This window comes from Pseudoalteromonas sp. SWXJZ94C (genome assembly GCF_015864385.1).
In the GTDB taxonomy this organism is placed as follows: Bacteria; Pseudomonadota; Gammaproteobacteria; order Enterobacterales; family Alteromonadaceae; genus Pseudoalteromonas.
The window spans coordinates 48,803-64,826 of sequence record NZ_JADYXF010000031.1 but is presented as its reverse complement, the minus strand read 5'-3'; the positions used below and the strand labels follow the sequence as shown (position 1 = coordinate 64,826).

Sequence of the window (16,024 nt, the reverse complement as noted above, 5' to 3'; positions counted from 1 at the left end):
AACGTTTTTTAGCGAATTCAATTATACCTCATCCTCATGCTGTTTGTTTTTTATACCGCAAAGATCAACACGCCCTAGTCAAACAGCTTAGATTATTATTCTTTTTTATACTTAACAATAGCTTACAAAACAAACAAAGAGATAATAGGAATTATTTGCATTTAGGTGTTGACAGATAGTTAGATCTAACTGATAATCAATATCAACAAGACGGAAGACATACTGGCTTGTGACGGAATGAATTGATTAATTGTTTCTGACCCTGAAACAACGTGTAGCGCACGTTAACAGCTATGGTTACTTATTATGGACCGCAACGCCCCTTGATGTTGATAATAAGTAACCGCCCTATTTTACTTGCTACATTGCTCATATCGGTGACGGTAGATATGAAACTAAAAAAGCCCTTACGGGCTTTTTTTATGTCTGCAATTTAACAAATTTAAGTTACTTATAACGCTAAATAACCTGAACTCTGGTTAAGAGATTTACTAACGTATTGAGTCATGGTGATATTTAAATTTATTTTCTCTAGCCAGAGATTTTCAGTGAAAACAAGGCGAATTTACGCGTCAATAGCTGGTCTATTGCAAGTAAATTCAACGCAGTTAGCGCTGAAAATAGCTGCTCGAGATAGATTTATTATTCTAGGGCGTGTTGACCTTTGTGGATTGAAATTTGTTCAATCTAGGGGCGATTTAATCGCGGCGCGAGGTTTGTAACCTAGTGGGCTAAGTAAAAACCGAGCAACAAAGAGTCAATCGTCCCTAGAAAGAACCCAAAGGGCAGCGCATGTTTGGTATTTATGCTGCGTTATCGCCTATTTATGGGGAATAACCACATTACATAGGCTCTGCCTTGCCCAAATACCAAACATACTGCTGCAAATTCAACCACGAAAGGTCAACACGCCCTAGGTTCAGGTTAATTATTAACGACGGTTTTTACGCGCTCGTGCTCGGCGTTGAAGTTTCTCTTCTTCTTTAGCTTGTTTTTTAGCTTCTGCAGCGGCACGTAAACCAGCAACCATTACTTCTTCTTCCTCACGCATTTGCGGAGTTTCCATTGTAATGCGACCAATAATGCCATCACGTAATTCGTTAATTAGTATTTCAGACATTTTGTACGTGTCGATTTGATTACCACCACGAATACAACCACGCTTTTTACCGGCCATTTCAACAAACTCCCAATCACTTTCAGGAAGTTCGGCAATTTTATAACGTGCTTTTAAAAGCTCTGGGTACGCACGCAATAAGTATTCAGCGGTATAGCTAGCTACTTCTTCATACTCAAGCGCCGTATCACGAATTGCACCTGTAGCACCTAAACGATAACCTGAGTTTTCGTTCTCTACTTTTGGCCAAAGCATACCTGGCGTATCGTAAAGCATAATGCCATCCTCAAGCTTAATGCGTTGCTGCGCTTTAGTTACCGCAGGTTCATTACCTGTTTTTGCAACTATACGCCCAGCTAATACATTAATTAACGTAGATTTACCTACGTTAGGAATACCCATTATCATGGCTTTAATTTGCTTATCGGCACCCACTTTATGCGGCACCAATTTTTTACAAAGTTCGTTAATGCGATGTACTTCAGCCGCTTTATCATGTCCAAAAGAAATAGCTTTAACACCGTTTTCTTGCTCAAAATAATCTTTCCAGATTTGAGTCATTTTAGGATCAGCTAAATCAGCTTTGTTCATAATTTTGATGACCGGCTTACCTTCACGCAAGGTTGCCACCATCGGATTTTCGCTACTATAAGGAATGCGCGCATCAAGCACTTCAATGATCACATCCATTTGTGGCATTATTTCTTTAATTTCATTGCGGGCTTTATTCATGTGCCCAGGGAACCACTGTATTCCTACTCTACTCATTTGATTTATATGACCTTTAATTAAAGGCCGCAGCCTATGGGTACTAATGTGGGTACTAAAAGTAAAACTATGCTTTTGTACTTTTCGTTTATGGGAGTTAGTCTACTACAAAATTGCACTTGGATTCTTATGAAAATATATGAATAACTAAATATCAACTCAGCCCACACTCTATATATCTTTATATAGGAATGTTATTCCCTTTCTCACGTGCTTGTTGTGGGCTGATTAAGTCAGTCAGTTGTTCCTATTTCAATCAAAATTTATGATGGTATAAGTATTTTGCAAACACCCGTTTTTTCCAGGAAATCTGTGCCAATTAAATACGGCCTATAATATCCCTCAACTGGATCTTCCTTTTTATTAGAAGCTGATAAGTGTAAACATTCATGAAGCGGAAAGTTACCTCGATTAAATATTAAATCAGCATGTGCTTCCCCAGTACAATCAAGTATCGTTCCATCGGTTAAAGTTAACCAAACATGTGCTTTAATAGGTTCATTTAAACTAGGGGAATTTAACTCACTTTTAATACTCTCATCCGACATTTCACAATAAATATAATCATGCCAATACCGATCCCCAATTGTAATATGGCTGTCTATATTTAAATCTTTCTTTAAAAAATACTGAAGCATTAGATGAACATCCGTACATTTACTTGCTAAGTCTTGGGATGACTTAAAACCGTGAAGTTGCAACATTTCAAGGCAATGTATTAATACTTCTTGTTTCTTATTGTCGCTAATAGCTTCGCTAAATGGCAACGGGCTTGAAGGCAATTTTAGCTGTAACTCTTGAGTTCTAAGCACCGCGTCTTCAATTCTTTTTTTATAATTCATATCTCTTACCTATAAATTTATATAAAGTATCTTACGTAATATAAAGCTAAGCGCAGCTTTCGCTACGCTTAGCTTAAATAAAATTATTTAACTATTTTTTACCGTTATAGTTAGGGTTGTTCGGATTTAACTGATTACTTCGATTATCTTGTGTTCTTTGGTATGGAGCATTGACTCCAGAAGTGCCTTTATTGCTGTTTCTTTGGTTTGATTTATGATCATTATTGTTAGACATATATGTCTCCTTAAAAAGTTAATTGTGATTCGACTTATGGAGCTTCAGCGTTAGCTAAAGCTCCTTCAATCGTCGAATATCCATTTTAAAGTTTCTATATGCTCTAAAGTCACTTGGCGTGCTTGGAACTGTTATTTTGATACCTGATGGCGCAATCAGCCTTGGATGACGCCCACGCTTTAAAGACCAACCTTTTTTCTTCAATAACTTACAAACCAACGTGTTAATGTTTTTATCATTACTATATTTTTTCATTATTGCTCTCCTAGTGTTATCAAATTCTCTTTAATAACTTGCGGAAAGCTCGAAGGGTATCGGCTTGCGAATGCTTTAACGTTAAAGTTCACATGATTCAAAGCCTTAGAAACCCCTATATCCAATATTGAAGGACTAAGCGTTAATCCCTGACACGATGACGAGTTTTGGTAAAAGTTACCTTCTGGATTTATCATCAAATATGATTGCCACATATCGCAATTATCTTCAATTGCAATAACATTACTGTGCTCTTTATGCTTTTGAACATAAGAATCATATTTTTCTTGCGAGATAGTTAACTGGTCACTATAGACAGGTAATGCACGTAAGAGCTTCCACTTGTCGGGTTGCAATAATGCGATTGCTGCATTCAAATTCTCGCGAAAGTTAAATGCATTAACAACAGTATTAACTTTCAACTTACCTTGAGGATTTAACTGACGATATAGCGCTGTAACAGTTAATGCTTTTTGCGGGGAAAACCATTCACCTTTACGATCTGTTCGGCCAATGCTTTGAGCTATTAAATAATCTGCAGTATCAAAACTTAAACCAAGCATATCTAAATGAGGGGCAATACGCCTTAACATTGTTGGTGACAAAAAATGTCCGTTAGTAATAAGTGATGTATTAAAGCCTATACTCTTTGCAAATAATAAAGCGCTAACAAAGCGAGCACCTAACATTACAGGCTCTCCACCAGCAAAGTTAATCCTTACTGATTGATAACCTAATTCTTGTCGTATTTGATTATTCGAAAAAAAGTACTCAGCTAGCATTAGCAGTAAATCTTGAATACTCTCTGAAGAATGATGTAACTCTGTTGCTGACGTATTATCTTGCCACTTAGCGTAACAATAACCACAACGGTAATTACACGCTTCGGTCATGTGAAAGTTAATAACAAGCTCTTTAATATTTGTCATATGAATCTCCATCTATTGCTGACAGCTATAGATTCACTTAGTGCAATGCACTAACAAACATTATTTTTAATAATTACATTTTTTGGAAATACCCTAATAAATCATCAAACTCCTCTGCTTCCTTGTGCCGAGATGTTATATGTTCTACCAATTGCTTAACACTATGGTTATTTGTATCTAATTGCCTTGATAATGCTAACGCCTTGTCTATATCGTTATTTAAATAAGCTAAGAGCAAGTTATCTGTTGAGCTGGTAAGGGCAGACTGCGCAAGTAATGCATGTAATAAACTGAGATTTTTCCCTAAAGCTAGCTGAGGCATTACGGCAAACGGGTTAGGTAATCTCTTTTTGCGCAAGTCACAATCACTAGCAAGCGCATTCGCAAATTCAGCAGCGGTCGTTTTACTCAGAGCAATTCCCATTAATGAATTACTTTCGCCAAATAATTGCTTAACTATCACAGCGCAATGGTGCCTAAAGCTCTTATCTTCAAATATTTTTTTTACGTCTTTGGGATCATGAAAAATTGCATTAAGAAGTAAAGCATTAAATAGCACATCTAGCTGCCCATCCGCCAAACGCTTTGTTGACCTTTGAACCTTTAGCTCAGTTTCAACTTTAATAAGTTTATTACGAACAAGAGAATTTGCTTTGTCTTTTAAATATGTACTTTCTTTGGCAACATCAATCCCAAATAAGAAGCGAATAGCATCAGGAACGGTCATACCACTAGTCATTGCAGTAAACCGCCTCAAGTAAGTGACTCGCTTTAAGTCCTTTTAGTTGCTCTGCACCAAATGACATATTCGCAATTATTTGTGCTAAGTCGAACCAATTACTCTTTTTATAATACCCATATCTTTTTTTACACGACGGTGAGCTCTTAATATATTGTTGCAATACACCTATACAGTAGCCAGCACGCATAGCCTCTGAGATAGAAGTATGAAGAGCAGCATACTTCCCTGGCTCTTGTTTTCGGTCAAATATCTCAATCACTTCTCTACAAGATGATTGCAAAAATACTGGGTCATCAGGTTGAAATAATTGCTCTTTTGCCTCAAGGCGGGTCGTACTAAAAAAAACAGTTAAGGCAACTAAACTTAAAATTAATTTTTTCATTGTTCTACTTCCAAACATTTGTAAACTTAGCTCATCGCTGCTGGTTGTTCATTTTTTAAATCATTGTCAGGCAAGTTACTGGCTGCATCATCTTTACTTTTATAAAAGTTAGGCAAAGGCGTACTCGCATAAATTGCAATAATTGTAATAAAAATAGAAAGGAAGGATTGAATATCAGCATATTTATCTAATATAGCCACCCCAAGTACACCTTGGTCGATTAATTCAATTATTAAATAGAATGAAAAAAATAACGAAAAAAATAGCTCAGCAAAAGCAATAACAAACACAAAGCGTTTAAGTGCTTTCCACTTAGTCCAGTTCAAAGCAAAACAACGCGCAAAAAATCGCCATACTGAGGCTGCAAATATAATGAAAAGTCCGACTTCACTCAAATCTAAGTCAGATAAGCCAGCATCATACTCAAAAAAATAAAGAGGGATAGAAACCAAGTTAAAAGCAGCTATTAAGCTTAAGGCCAAATAAAGAAAAACAATTATAAAACCATGAGCAAAATGCCCAAATAAAATATCAACAGTATTAAAAACAGACTTCATTTTCATCCTTGAATTTATATTAAAGATAGTTATTTTATAAGTTATTACTATTTAGAGACACAAGCGAGGCAAAGCCATAAGTAACAACTTAATCAAAAACAGCATAAATAGCTGATGCCATGCATCAGCTATTTATGTTGTTTTAACCAATGATTACTTATTTAGAATCACCTTGTGGATTATCCTGGTTTTGAGCTATTTGTGTCATTGGCAGCAATATACGAGGTAGCCTCATTCGCTCGCACTGAGCAGAAAGTAGCTCTCTCCAGTAAGGCCATACATGATAACTAACATTATTAAGAGCAAACTCGTCTAAGCACTCAGAGCTTATTTCGGTTTTCAGTAAGTATTCCGCAACAAATTCGCTTTCGATTAAAGCTAGCATGTCAGCATCTTCGCTTTCATCTTTGACCCACTTAACTCCGACTTCGACAAACACACGAAATAATAAATCACCATCATCATTTTGGATCGTTTCAGACTTTGTTACTAAGTGCTTGCTCTGAATGATACAGCCATCTAGATTAGAGTATTTAGGGTCAAAGCCATCGCTACATTGTGCATTCACACTGCGTGCGTAAAGATCTTGAATTTGTAAGTTTTCAATCGCTTTTTGTAAAGTATTTTTATTCATTTTAGCCAACTGCCTGTAACTGCGACTGGGTATAACCTTGACCGCCTTTAAGCGTATTAGAGCTAATAACTGTCACTTTTTGACGAGGTTTTTTACCGCTAACCATCGGTTGAGTGAAAGAAGTCCAATTCCAATCGTGGGTTGGCACAGGGCGAATACGTGCTTCTTTGTATGTATGAGTATGATTTAAGTACTCAAAGGCTGCCGGTACATCATGAGCAACTCGCAATAGCTTATCCATTGCCTCAGATTGAGTTACGTCATCAGCTTCGTATTTTGAAAAGGCAACCGGGCCACCTCCAAAAATGCGAGCGGCTTCGGCCTGTGTTAAACCAAGAGTATTACGTAATTCTTTTAACTGACTACCTGTAAGTAAACCATCGACTTCTTTTTTAAACGCAATCATCAATCTTTTATTAGTACGAGACTGTTCAGGCAGAGTTATTTCAGAGCCACAGCAATCACACTCACTGTAATGCATTGGCAATTCTTTATGGGTATTTTTATATTCAACAGGGTTACAACCAACATGAGCATGTAACTCACCCTCTTCACATATTGAACATACAGAAGTATTTTTCATTTTCGTTCTCCTATCAAGAACCAGAAGGATGGCAAGAGGCTAAAAGTAATACTTTACCGGTCTTACCAATCGCTACTTTAATATAATATTCAAAATCCATTTCTTTATACGCATTTTCATTCCACTCTTTACGTATAAATCGATAAGCATCGCATGCAGCCCAAGCCCCATTAGGTTTAGGTTGGCACCACTCAGACCCTAAGTACTGGCCATATTCAATTGCATACTTAGCCAAAGACTCAATATCATCTTGATCTAAGCACCACTTTTGCATATCTCTTGCGCAACCATTAGACCACGCAATGAGCTTACCTTGTTCAAGCAAACCTAAAACATCTGATGATCCATAAAGAGGCGTTGTTTGACCTTTTATTTTACGATCTTTTTCAGATTTGGGTAGCTCACCAGAATATTGGCTGACGATTTTACTACTTACCATAATGGTAAGTCTACTTTATTAGTCAAAATTTGCTCACTTTAGTTCAAACTAACTCTACTTAAAATTAAATCTTCAATTCGACTGCTGTGTAATCTCTAAAACTTGATTATCATAACTAAGAACGAAAACTGTGACTTTTCATATGTCATTAGAAATTTTTATTAAGAACTTGTTTGGTGTATTGCAAACAACGTGATGTCCAAAGCATTTCAGTTCTTTAAATTGCTACTGGACTAGTCTAAAGATGCTTTAGCAACTAAGGTAGAGCCAGTCCTGCAACATTCTTGTCTTATGTCTGCCACACTTTTACCTATCCTTAAAGCAAAGGCGACTATAAAACCAAAATAACCGAGAAGTCTAAGTAAGCTGTTCTCAATTATGTTCTTAGGTGGTTCTGCTTGCCACTTCTTTAACTCTTGCATACTCATGTTATAAATTTCAGCTAAACCTATTATTCTTTTGTGGAATGCACCTAACCTATCGATTGGGCTATTAGGGGCTTTTTTATCTGTTGAAAAAATTGATATTTGGCCGATGTTACGTTTCTCAACACTCTCCAAATAATCCTTAATTTCAATATTTTTATCTACTACTAAAACTTCTTCTATTTGGTATCTCAAAGCAGAAAGATACTTACAATCATTATCGGTAGACGAGTTCAAAGGGAAGCATTTTAACTCCGCTTTCTCCCTCCTTATATGGCTATAGATGTTATTTTTATTTTTGGTTATTTTACTTTCAAGATTTAATATTTTGTTGTTGTAATTTAGCTTATTGTAATCTTGAAAAGCAGCACAAGCTCCGACAGCAGCAAATAAAATCCATATAAGATCTACGGACTTCCACACTACACTTTTCTTATAATAACAAAATGCAAACGTGGCAGAAACTAAACTAAGGACGACTAGGGTGGCAATCCAAATTTTCATATCCAACATTTTTAACTCTAAATAATCCATATTTTATATCCTAATTGTTAAATCTAACTTCAATGAATAATTTAATCGCATCTAAATTCCCTTCAAAAGTATGAAAATACAATTCTTAAACAACTTTTTTATAGAACTTATTGCAGCACAGACTCGAAAGCTTGTTATAAGCTCCTTTAAGTTCTTTTCTCATAAATTTCTTTGCTTATTACTTAACCAAAGAAATATCGATAATTAAATCTCCCTTCCTTAGAGCTTTTTTACATCTAGTTATACCTTTTTAATAATATTCCTTTATGTATCCGTATGCTCTATCAAACAGTATTTGGTCTGTGTGGAGTTTGTATTTAAGTAACGCCTTACGTAGTGACTTCTGAACCTCACGCTCGCCGCCGGTTGTACCCTGCCAGCCTGGGAAGCGTACAACACGTACAATGGCGTCTATGTCGGTTACTATACGCTCTACTACCGCAGGGGTTTGATCGTCTTTAAGCTCTAAAAATAGGTCTGTTAATGCGGCTTTGGGTGTTCTTTCTTGTAGTTCGTCGTCTAGTTCTTTTTCTGCTTGAACCACTTCTTTGGCTATTTTACAAAGCTCTTTAACAAAGTCGATTGAGGCTATTAGACCTTTTTCGGCTTTGTCGCGCAGAGCTTCTAGTCGTTCACTTAACGATTTAAATACAGGTAAGTCGCCACGGTCTTTAAAACGCTTTGCTAGCTCTTTCTCAAGCTGTTTTGTTTTACGTGGATCTGGGTTATTAAATATGTTTTCGATAACGTCAGCATCAAGCACAAACTCTTCTAGGTTATGTACGTTGCCTACATGTACGTTGTCATGTATGAGTTGTGTTGTTTGTGCGCCTAGCGTTAGCCATAACAACTTACCAATGTTATCTGAGGCTGGTTTTACCGACTCATAAACCTGGGCTAGCCATTTGTAATCTTCGTTGTATTCATCGAGAACGCTATCAGGTGAAAGCGACTCCCACAGCTTAGCTAGGTATTTAAAATCCAATGCAAAGGCGTCTTTCTTTTTATCATCGCTAATGGCGTTCTGTGCAGCCTCTAGACCTTCAAAGCCCTCAATGGTTCTATCTACACCAACAAAGTGAGCTAGTGTATCAATCATCGCTTGTGGCAGCTTTGCGCGTAGTTCGCTTAAGTTAGAAGTAACTTGTTGTACGCTATCGTCAGCAAACTCTTTAATTAAATACTCGTAAGCATTACTTAGTTTGTCGTCAGGCACATTTTTTAAGTTAAGCTTGTGCTGTGAGTAATGCTCAATAAGGTTAGTGAGCATGGCATCGGTAAGGCAGTCTTTATTAGTCCAACTGGCATCACCAAAAATACCGTCTAAGGTATCTGGGTTGGCTTTTTCAATTGCACGCATGGCGTTTTGTAGTGCTAAACCAATGTTAGTGGTGGTTTCGCGTACATCGTTCCAATGCGCGCCTTCCGGGATTAAAAAGTTATGATTTTCTGCGAAGGCAGCGTATTCTAAATCACCATCGCTTTCTGCTAGTACGTTTTCAAACTCTTCGTCGTATACATCAGATATACGCTTAAAGAACATAAGCGGGAAAATGTACTGTTTGTAGTCGCCGGCGTCGATGGTGCCTCTGAGGATTACTGCAGCTTCCCACAGGTATTTTTCTAGGGCTTTTTGATCAAAAGAAAGTTGGGTCATCATGCTGATGGCTCCTCAATAAGCAAACTTCTTTCAAATGCTTTATAAATACTATTAATTAAATTAGCTAATGGTGCAATATGGTCATGCTTAATATCGAGCTGTGACAACTCCTCAAAGGGCACTGTTATACTAATGTGGTAACCAAAAGAAATATTAAACACTGTTCTATTTGAGCTTAATATTTTACCTTCCCATTTACATTCGTTTTTCCAGTCGGTGCTTATGTGGTCATCTAATAAAGCCTCAATAGTGCCCCACGACTCTCTTTTGAATCTGCCGGTGTATTTATTAAAGTTTTGCTTGGTGTATAGAGGCTTTTTAAAATCACTATCACTGAGCCACAAGCCTGTTATGTATGACTGCCCTGTTAATTTAATATGATAGTTTTTGTTTGCTTTATACAACTGGTTATTTATTTTTAAATGCTCGGTAAATTGCAATCCACTTTGAAAAATCTCATACCCTTGGCCTTTGGTGTTGCCAGGGTAAATATTGACGATTAAATCGCCGGTGTTCGCATCTATATTAAATAGCAGCTCATTAGCCCAGTCTTTGGAAAACGTAGTACCTAATCTGTCGTTATAAGTAAGCTTTTGTACTGTGCCATTATCATTACAAAATTGGGTGAGAGCCGATTCAATTCTTCGTTCGATTGATTTTTTATTTCCACATTGCAAAGAGCCAATAGGGGTTTCGGGCAGCCAACGGAAATTATGGTTTTTTACAAGCTGAATAAAGTCGGTAAGGAATCGGTTACTGTTATTTGTTGTTTTTTCAAAGCTGGCGACCTTTACTGCTATCAGCATTAATTTTTTCCAGTTGAGGTCGAATGGCGTTATATTAGCTTTGTGTTCTTCAATATTTATATTTTGTTTTTTTAATATATTGAACACTTGATTGTATAGCTGTGCAGTGCAGTCAATATTGTCTCGTTTAGCTTCAACGACAATTAACACGTCATTAACCGTTATGACTAAATCACAAATGGGATCGTATTCTGTATGATCAGTTTGAACCCAAAAGTTAAACATTTCAGCTTCACTTAGTGTAACTGCATAAACTTTTTCAAAATCGGTAATTTGACTTGCCTGCTTTTGTATTTCGATCTGAACGTTGGTCTCGCCATCTAGGTTTTCAAATAATTGATCAAACAGGTTTGACCCACTAAAAATAGATTTAAGCACTTCATGAAAAAATAAAGCATCTTCTTGCAAACAAATAGCTAAGGAACGTGTTAAATCGTTTTCGAGTTGGTAACTGCGGTTATCTTTAGCGTAAGTTGTAAATATATTAAGGTGCTTATTCATTTACAAAAATCCCTTAAGCACTTGTTTAAACTTCTCTTCGGCTACTAAGCTTGCTTGCCAGGCTTGTTTTAAATCGGCCATTGCTTCTTCTACTGATGGCAGGTTATCTTCGATGATCTTTTCGACGTAGAGTGGTATGTTTAAGTTGTAGTCGTTTTCTTCTAAATCAGCATTAGAGGCTACTTTTACGTAGTTTTCTACATCTTGATAGTTATGATACCAGTCGTAAATTTGTTGAACGTGATTTGGCTCTAGGAAGTTTTGCGCTCGGCCTGCACGAATTTGGTCTGATGCATCTATAAACAATACTTTGCCTTTTTTATCGGCAGGTTTGTTTTGCTTAAATACCATGACACAAGCAGCTAGTTGCGTACCATAGAACACGTTTGGCCCTAAACCAATAACGGCTTCTAGCATGTCTTGCTCTAGTAGTTGCTTACGTATTTGGCCCTCGGCGGCTTTTCTGAATAATGCGCCATGAGGCAGTACTACTGTCATGCGGCCGGTGCTGTTCATAGATTTAACCATGTGCTGCACCCAAGCCATATCACCATTACCTTTTGGTGGTACACCAGCAATATTACGGTCGTATGGGTCGTTAGCCCAATTTTCAGCGCCCCAACCTTTTAATGAGAACGGTGGGTTGGCTATTACGCAATCAAACGTTCTAAGCATATCAGGATCAACGTTTTGGTTGCCTAATACGTACTGTGAAAAGTGCTCAACTAAGTCAATAAGTAAGGCATCAGACAGCTTATTTTTATTACTCCACTGTGCATCACCAAATATGCCGTAAAGGTATTCTTGGTTAGCTTGCTCTATGCCACGTAAAGCACTTTCAATAGCTGCACCTACGTTAGTGGTAGTTTCACGAATATCTTGCCAGTGGCAGTCTTGTGGGATTTCAAAGCGGTGCATTTCTGGTAGTGCTGCGTAGTCTTTATCGCCATCCGACTCTTCAAGTGCTAGGCGGTACTCCTCGTCATACACATCAGATATACGCTTAAAGAAAAGTAGCGGGAATATGTATACTTTAAAGTCGGAAGCATCTACTGGCCCTTTTAAGATCCAGGCTGCCTTTGAGAGGTACTGCTCTAACTGCGAGAGCGTTATTTTTTCCATTATTAAATCTCGTTGTATTTAACTTGCGATAAGCTGAGGATTTCTAGGCTAGATTATACATTAATGAGCAGGGTAGTTGATGGAAGCTTAATAAATACAGTGGCGTGGATTATTGCTCATATCCATATTAAGCTTTACTGACTCAATCTAACGCTAAACAATCCCTTATTACTGACAGAGTAAAACAAACTTAATAAATTGAACACACCTAAGTAAATTTATTAGCTCCCCCTTTTACCAGCCAAACTTATACACACCAAAATTAAATAATATTTGTAACGTTATTGGTTACTTATAAAATATCTGGGTTGACAATACCTGTTATTTTAAGACATCATATTTGTGGTGCTTAAAGGGCGCCTCCCCACCTCAAAGGGAGATCTCCTCAGGAGAACGTCATGTCAGATACAAATTCAAATTTAATTGCACACGTTAAAAAGCGTGCAAAAAAACTACATAAGCAAAATCCCGATAAACAACACTCACAATGCTTGGAAGAGTGCTCTCAGGATTTAGGCTATGTAATTATAACGATTTAAAGCAACAAGCTAATTCGCTGAATAACAATGCTGTTCCCCATGCTTGCTTAATAGATAAGTACCCTGAGCTTATTAATTAAGCATTTAATAACTGTATAACAAAAGAACCAAAAGATGCATGCTGAACTAACGCTGCTAGCGTTATATTTGCTCATAAACAGACCCTAGGAGGCTACAAATCGCCAGTTTAGGAGATTTACTAAAACCAAGCAGGTTCCCTAACGAAAATAGCAGGATGGATTTATTGCATACAGGCATATTAAATGCTTCAAAGAAATGGACAATGCCAACCCATAACTGGAACCTAACATTATCGCAATTGGCCATCCACTTCGAAGGTAGGTTAGATGGCATGCTAGAAATTGAACTATTTAAGAACCAAAGCTCCTGCTATCACAACCCCTATTAATAGCCCAATAACTTGAGGTCCAATATTCCAAAAGACCTTAATCCAAATTAATTGAAAAAAACCACCGCTAGTAAAAACCGAATCAGGCTTAGCGAACTTCCTTAAAGCATCACCAATTAAAGCACCAACTAAACCAAAAATACTTGCTAATATTATTGACAGAGATGAGAGCCAAAAACCAGCATAAGCATATTCACGTTGAGCCGAACACATAAATATTGCTACAGGAACAGATATTACTCCCCAAATAATTAACTCTTTACTAAGTAAACCTCTTTCTTCATATACCTCGTTATTCCCACTAGCTGCCAATATTTCATCATTATCTTCCATTTTTTAAGCTCCCAGCCCTATAAAATACCAACTGCTTAACGCGTAATGCCTAACAGCTAATTGAGACCCAATTGGGTCAACATCTTGTCTTTGGTTTTAGTATGGGGAAGGAGTGAAATTAAGAAAATAAGGGTTTTGGACTAAAATCTAACTAGCTCATCATTAAAGTTACTTTCAATTAGATCATAACCTGAGTAATACAGATAACTAATAACCTCTGCGCGGGAGGAAGTACCTAGCTTATTCATTATCTGTTTTATATGTGCCTCCACTGTTTTAACGCTAATACCCAATGTACTTTTTATTTCCTGGTTAGAATAGGTTAATAATAAAAGCTTACATACTGACCACTCAGTCGTTGAGAGTGACTCAATACGAAAGTCATATTCAATGATACTGATCGCCTTGTAAACTAATAAGCCGGATATAGATACTTTCAATTTACAATCAATGTTGTATATAGCTGAACTTGCTAATATATTTGAGAGGGTCGAAAAACGACTATCTAGTGTGCATAACTTATTATAAAAACTATCAAACTGCTCTGTTTCTCCAATTAGCTCACCATAACTATCAAAAACTGCTCTTTGGTTTCTCGTTACTTTCCAACTAAACCGAATAAACTCCTTGATATTCATCTCAATTGCACCATCTAAATGAGGTGCTAAAAAATCAAGAACTTCAATATCAGTCTTACAAAACTCTTTTTCACTACTCAAACGAAAAAGAATTATGCTTTGCAATTCATCACTACTGCTAAGTGTTATAATTATCGGGGATCTATAGTGTTGATAGTCGGGATAATCACATAGCACTTCGGACCACTTATCGTTGGACAATAGTGTAACCGACAAATTACTAAAGGATGCGACCCGCTGTAAAAATTTTACAGCGGTTGATGTTCGCATTTTACTTTTCGCTTCATGAAAGTAATATCCGCTAAAGTGACCCACAGGGCCATGCTTATTTCCATAGGCCCAAATTTGACAAGATGAATTTATCATTCCATTTAGCTGCTCACTAAGTTTTTGCTGGAACAAACTTGGCCCGTACATGAGAGCCGCTTCATACATTTTACTTAGTGTATTCTGATAATTAGATTGCGTAGATTTTGATATGCTCTGCACACTCAAACCATCCATTCCATTAGTGCTAATACAGCAGATTCTCGGGTATTTACATTCAACTTTTGTAAAATGCTATTAACTTGGTTTTTTACCGTGCTTGGGCTTCGACACAAATAATTTGCGATATCTTTATTGCTTAATCCATTGAGTAATAATTTACTTACCTCAATTTCTTTTGGACTTAGTAGCTCTTCAACTAGAGGAAGAGTGATCTTAATAAAAAACAGACCTTTTTCATGTTGTATTTGTATTAAATATCGATCCAACCAAAAGCTTGATGATGCTGTAACACCTCCATGGGGTTCTAATTTGAGAGCGCCATCATCTAATACATCGTAATGAGCCATTATGCTTATAAACTGCTCCTGAGCTTCAATAATAGTACCAAATCGATCAACAACCCCTCGTACTACTCTTGCCGAACTGTTTGGCATAAATGAATACAGTAAATTGAGTCTAAAAGCTTGGAGTAAAAATGGTAATAAGAAGGTTATCAGCTCCCGCTCCTGTGTGGTAAAATCAAGAGCAAAATCACTTCGGTAGACACTAATTGCATGACTAACCGATGTATTCTCATTTTTACTAACTAAAGCAGCTAAAGCATTTTCAACGCCATATAGCTTACAGTGCTTAGAGTAATAAACAGAACGTTGCCACTCATCCACTGAAACGACTTGCCACAAGTCAATGAATTGATTTGGGTGGTTAATTAAATACTCATTCAATAAATCAGGAGTATCAGTAGTACTTGCAATACTGAAGTAATTTTCCATAAATGCATCTGGCTGATTAAATAAGAAAGAATCATCTACCCAGTGTACATTGACCTTATTGAACATATCTGAACGCGTGGTCCAGAGCCCGCTATCGAATTGAATTACACTCTGCAAGTGCTTAAAACAGTACTCCTTAAATTCCCCAATGCCTTTATCCTGAGAAGCCAAAAAAAGCGACTTCAGCCACAAACTTATTTCATGTTCACTCAAAGCAAATTCCTTTTTAATATAACATTACAACGTTTAACTAAATGAAGAATAACAGCTTCATTAAAGCAAGGTACTAATTTTACGCCAAACAACATAACT

The 16,024-nt window shown here is 36.9% G+C and carries 19 protein-coding genes and 1 pseudogene; 2 read left to right on the top strand and 18 right to left on the bottom strand.

Annotation, left to right across the window (positions count from 1 at the left end):
* Window positions 1-931: 931 nt before the first annotated feature.
* From ylqF to I6F65_RS14080, 15 genes are all read right to left on the bottom strand, one after another.
* Window positions 932-1,885: a ribosome biogenesis GTPase YlqF gene (ylqF, locus tag I6F65_RS14150; protein WP_197113474.1), complete on the bottom strand. Its 954-nt coding sequence runs from the start codon at window positions 1,883-1,885 to the stop codon at window positions 932-934.
* Window positions 1,886-2,148: 263 nt separating this feature from the next.
* The gene (locus tag I6F65_RS14145) at window positions 2,149-2,727 is read right to left on the bottom strand and encodes a hypothetical protein (protein WP_197113471.1); all 579 of its coding nucleotides are present in this window, start codon (window positions 2,725-2,727) and stop codon (window positions 2,149-2,151) included.
* Between the two features lie 91 nt (window positions 2,728-2,818).
* Entirely contained in the window at window positions 2,819-2,962 is a 144-nt protein-coding gene (locus tag I6F65_RS14140) for a hypothetical protein (protein WP_197113468.1), read from the bottom strand.
* A 54-nt stretch (window positions 2,963-3,016) separates the two neighbouring features.
* A complete protein-coding gene (locus I6F65_RS14135; protein ID WP_138541460.1) occupies window positions 3,017-3,217 on the bottom strand; it encodes a hypothetical protein in 201 nt (66 codons plus the stop codon).
* Window positions 3,217-4,146 carry a viperin family antiviral radical SAM protein gene (locus I6F65_RS14130; RefSeq protein WP_197113465.1) on the bottom strand — a complete coding sequence of 310 codons (930 nt, stop codon included), beginning with the start codon at window positions 4,144-4,146 and terminating at the stop codon, window positions 3,217-3,219. Before I6F65_RS14130 ends, I6F65_RS14135 begins: the two co-directional genes overlap by 1 nt.
* Window positions 4,147-4,219: 73 nt before the next feature.
* Window positions 4,220-4,885 (bottom strand): hypothetical protein, encoded by a 666-nt coding sequence (locus I6F65_RS14125; protein WP_197113462.1) that lies wholly within the window; start codon window positions 4,883-4,885, stop codon window positions 4,220-4,222.
* The gene (locus I6F65_RS14120) at window positions 4,878-5,270 is read right to left on the bottom strand and encodes a hypothetical protein (RefSeq protein WP_197113460.1); all 393 of its coding nucleotides are present in this window, start codon (window positions 5,268-5,270) and stop codon (window positions 4,878-4,880) included. Before I6F65_RS14120 ends, I6F65_RS14125 begins: the two co-directional genes overlap by 8 nt.
* 26 nt (window positions 5,271-5,296) lie before the next feature.
* Window positions 5,297-5,827 carry a hypothetical protein gene (locus tag I6F65_RS14115; RefSeq protein WP_197113458.1) on the bottom strand — a complete coding sequence of 177 codons (531 nt, stop codon included), beginning with the start codon at window positions 5,825-5,827 and terminating at the stop codon, window positions 5,297-5,299.
* A 157-nt stretch (window positions 5,828-5,984) separates the two neighbouring features.
* The gene (locus I6F65_RS14110; RefSeq protein ID WP_197113456.1) at window positions 5,985-6,461 is read right to left on the bottom strand and encodes a hypothetical protein; all 477 of its coding nucleotides are present in this window, start codon (window positions 6,459-6,461) and stop codon (window positions 5,985-5,987) included.
* A 1-nt stretch (window position 6,462) separates the two neighbouring features.
* Window positions 6,463-7,044, bottom strand: coding sequence for a type II toxin-antitoxin system MqsA family antitoxin (locus I6F65_RS14105; protein WP_197113454.1), 582 nt, complete (start codon window positions 7,042-7,044; stop codon window positions 6,463-6,465).
* 13 nt (window positions 7,045-7,057) lie between these two features.
* Window positions 7,058-7,483: a hypothetical protein gene (locus I6F65_RS14100; protein ID WP_197113452.1), complete on the bottom strand. Its 426-nt coding sequence runs from the start codon at window positions 7,481-7,483 to the stop codon at window positions 7,058-7,060.
* 233 nt (window positions 7,484-7,716) lie between these two features.
* Window positions 7,717-8,442, bottom strand: coding sequence for a hypothetical protein (locus tag I6F65_RS14095; protein ID WP_197113450.1), 726 nt, complete (start codon window positions 8,440-8,442; stop codon window positions 7,717-7,719).
* Between the two features lie 250 nt (window positions 8,443-8,692).
* A complete protein-coding gene (locus I6F65_RS14090; protein ID WP_231613193.1) occupies window positions 8,693-10,102 on the bottom strand; it encodes a type I restriction-modification system subunit M N-terminal domain-containing protein in 1,410 nt (469 codons plus the stop codon).
* Window positions 10,099-11,409 (bottom strand): hypothetical protein, encoded by a 1,311-nt coding sequence (locus tag I6F65_RS14085; RefSeq protein ID WP_197113448.1) that lies wholly within the window; start codon window positions 11,407-11,409, stop codon window positions 10,099-10,101. The genes I6F65_RS14090 and I6F65_RS14085 overlap by 4 nt, the downstream gene beginning before the upstream one ends.
* The gene (locus tag I6F65_RS14080; protein ID WP_197113446.1) at window positions 11,410-12,531 is read right to left on the bottom strand and encodes a type I restriction-modification system subunit M; all 1,122 of its coding nucleotides are present in this window, start codon (window positions 12,529-12,531) and stop codon (window positions 11,410-11,412) included. It lies immediately after the preceding gene.
* Window positions 12,532-12,929: 398 nt separating this feature from the next.
* Here I6F65_RS14080 and I6F65_RS14075 point away from each other — a divergent pair, with 398 nt between their 5' ends.
* Together I6F65_RS14075 and I6F65_RS14070 are read left to right on the top strand one after the other, a co-directional pair.
* Window positions 12,930-13,070: a hypothetical protein gene (locus I6F65_RS14075; protein WP_197113444.1), complete on the top strand. Its 141-nt coding sequence runs from the start codon at window positions 12,930-12,932 to the stop codon at window positions 13,068-13,070.
* 168 nt (window positions 13,071-13,238) lie between these two features.
* Window positions 13,239-13,479, top strand: a pseudogene (locus I6F65_RS14070) (hypothetical protein); the annotation flags it as partial.
* Here I6F65_RS14070 and I6F65_RS14065 read toward each other — a convergent pair.
* The 3 genes from I6F65_RS14065 to I6F65_RS14055 all read right to left on the bottom strand — a co-directional run bounded on the left by I6F65_RS14065 (window position 13,438) and on the right by I6F65_RS14055 (window position 15,925).
* Window positions 13,438-13,812: a hypothetical protein gene (locus I6F65_RS14065; protein WP_197113441.1), complete on the bottom strand. Its 375-nt coding sequence runs from the start codon at window positions 13,810-13,812 to the stop codon at window positions 13,438-13,440. The pseudogene I6F65_RS14070 and the gene I6F65_RS14065 overlap by 42 nt on opposite strands.
* A 140-nt stretch (window positions 13,813-13,952) precedes the next feature.
* Entirely contained in the window at window positions 13,953-14,954 is a 1,002-nt protein-coding gene (locus I6F65_RS14060; protein ID WP_197113438.1) for a LuxR C-terminal-related transcriptional regulator, read from the bottom strand.
* The gene (locus I6F65_RS14055) at window positions 14,942-15,925 is read right to left on the bottom strand and encodes a LuxR C-terminal-related transcriptional regulator (protein WP_197113435.1); all 984 of its coding nucleotides are present in this window, start codon (window positions 15,923-15,925) and stop codon (window positions 14,942-14,944) included. Before I6F65_RS14055 ends, I6F65_RS14060 begins: the two co-directional genes overlap by 13 nt.
* Window positions 15,926-16,024 lie beyond the last annotated feature (99 nt).

Excerpts from the sequence above, each read along its gene's own strand:
- ylqF (WP_197113474.1), bottom strand. The coding sequence starts at position 1,885 with ATGAGTAGAGTAGGAATACAGTGGTTCCCTGGGCACATGAATAAAGCC.
- I6F65_RS14145 (WP_197113471.1), bottom strand. The coding sequence starts at position 2,727 with ATGAATTATAAAAAAAGAATTGAAGACGCGGTGCTTAGAACTCAAGAG.
- I6F65_RS14140 (WP_197113468.1), bottom strand. The coding sequence starts at position 2,962 with ATGTCTAACAATAATGATCATAAATCAAACCAAAGAAACAGCAATAAA.
- I6F65_RS14135 (WP_138541460.1), bottom strand. The coding sequence starts at position 3,217 with ATGAAAAAATATAGTAATGATAAAAACATTAACACGTTGGTTTGTAAG.
- I6F65_RS14130 (WP_197113465.1), bottom strand. The coding sequence starts at position 4,146 with ATGACAAATATTAAAGAGCTTGTTATTAACTTTCACATGACCGAAGCG.
- I6F65_RS14125 (WP_197113462.1), bottom strand. The coding sequence starts at position 4,885 with ATGACTAGTGGTATGACCGTTCCTGATGCTATTCGCTTCTTATTTGGG.
- I6F65_RS14120 (WP_197113460.1), bottom strand. The coding sequence starts at position 5,270 with ATGAAAAAATTAATTTTAAGTTTAGTTGCCTTAACTGTTTTTTTTAGT.
- I6F65_RS14115 (WP_197113458.1), bottom strand. The coding sequence starts at position 5,827 with ATGAAGTCTGTTTTTAATACTGTTGATATTTTATTTGGGCATTTTGCT.
- I6F65_RS14110 (WP_197113456.1), bottom strand. The coding sequence starts at position 6,461 with ATGAATAAAAATACTTTACAAAAAGCGATTGAAAACTTACAAATTCAA.
- I6F65_RS14105 (WP_197113454.1), bottom strand. The coding sequence starts at position 7,044 with ATGAAAAATACTTCTGTATGTTCAATATGTGAAGAGGGTGAGTTACAT.
- I6F65_RS14100 (WP_197113452.1), bottom strand. The coding sequence starts at position 7,483 with ATGGTAAGTAGTAAAATCGTCAGCCAATATTCTGGTGAGCTACCCAAA.
- I6F65_RS14095 (WP_197113450.1), bottom strand. The coding sequence starts at position 8,442 with ATGGATTATTTAGAGTTAAAAATGTTGGATATGAAAATTTGGATTGCC.
- I6F65_RS14090 (WP_231613193.1), bottom strand. The coding sequence starts at position 10,102 with ATGATGACCCAACTTTCTTTTGATCAAAAAGCCCTAGAAAAATACCTG.
- I6F65_RS14085 (WP_197113448.1), bottom strand. The coding sequence starts at position 11,409 with ATGAATAAGCACCTTAATATATTTACAACTTACGCTAAAGATAACCGC.
- I6F65_RS14080 (WP_197113446.1), bottom strand. The coding sequence starts at position 12,531 with ATGGAAAAAATAACGCTCTCGCAGTTAGAGCAGTACCTCTCAAAGGCA.
- I6F65_RS14075 (WP_197113444.1), top strand. The coding sequence starts at position 12,930 with ATGTCAGATACAAATTCAAATTTAATTGCACACGTTAAAAAGCGTGCA.
- I6F65_RS14065 (WP_197113441.1), bottom strand. The coding sequence starts at position 13,812 with ATGGAAGATAATGATGAAATATTGGCAGCTAGTGGGAATAACGAGGTA.
- I6F65_RS14060 (WP_197113438.1), bottom strand. The coding sequence starts at position 14,954 with ATGGATGGTTTGAGTGTGCAGAGCATATCAAAATCTACGCAATCTAAT.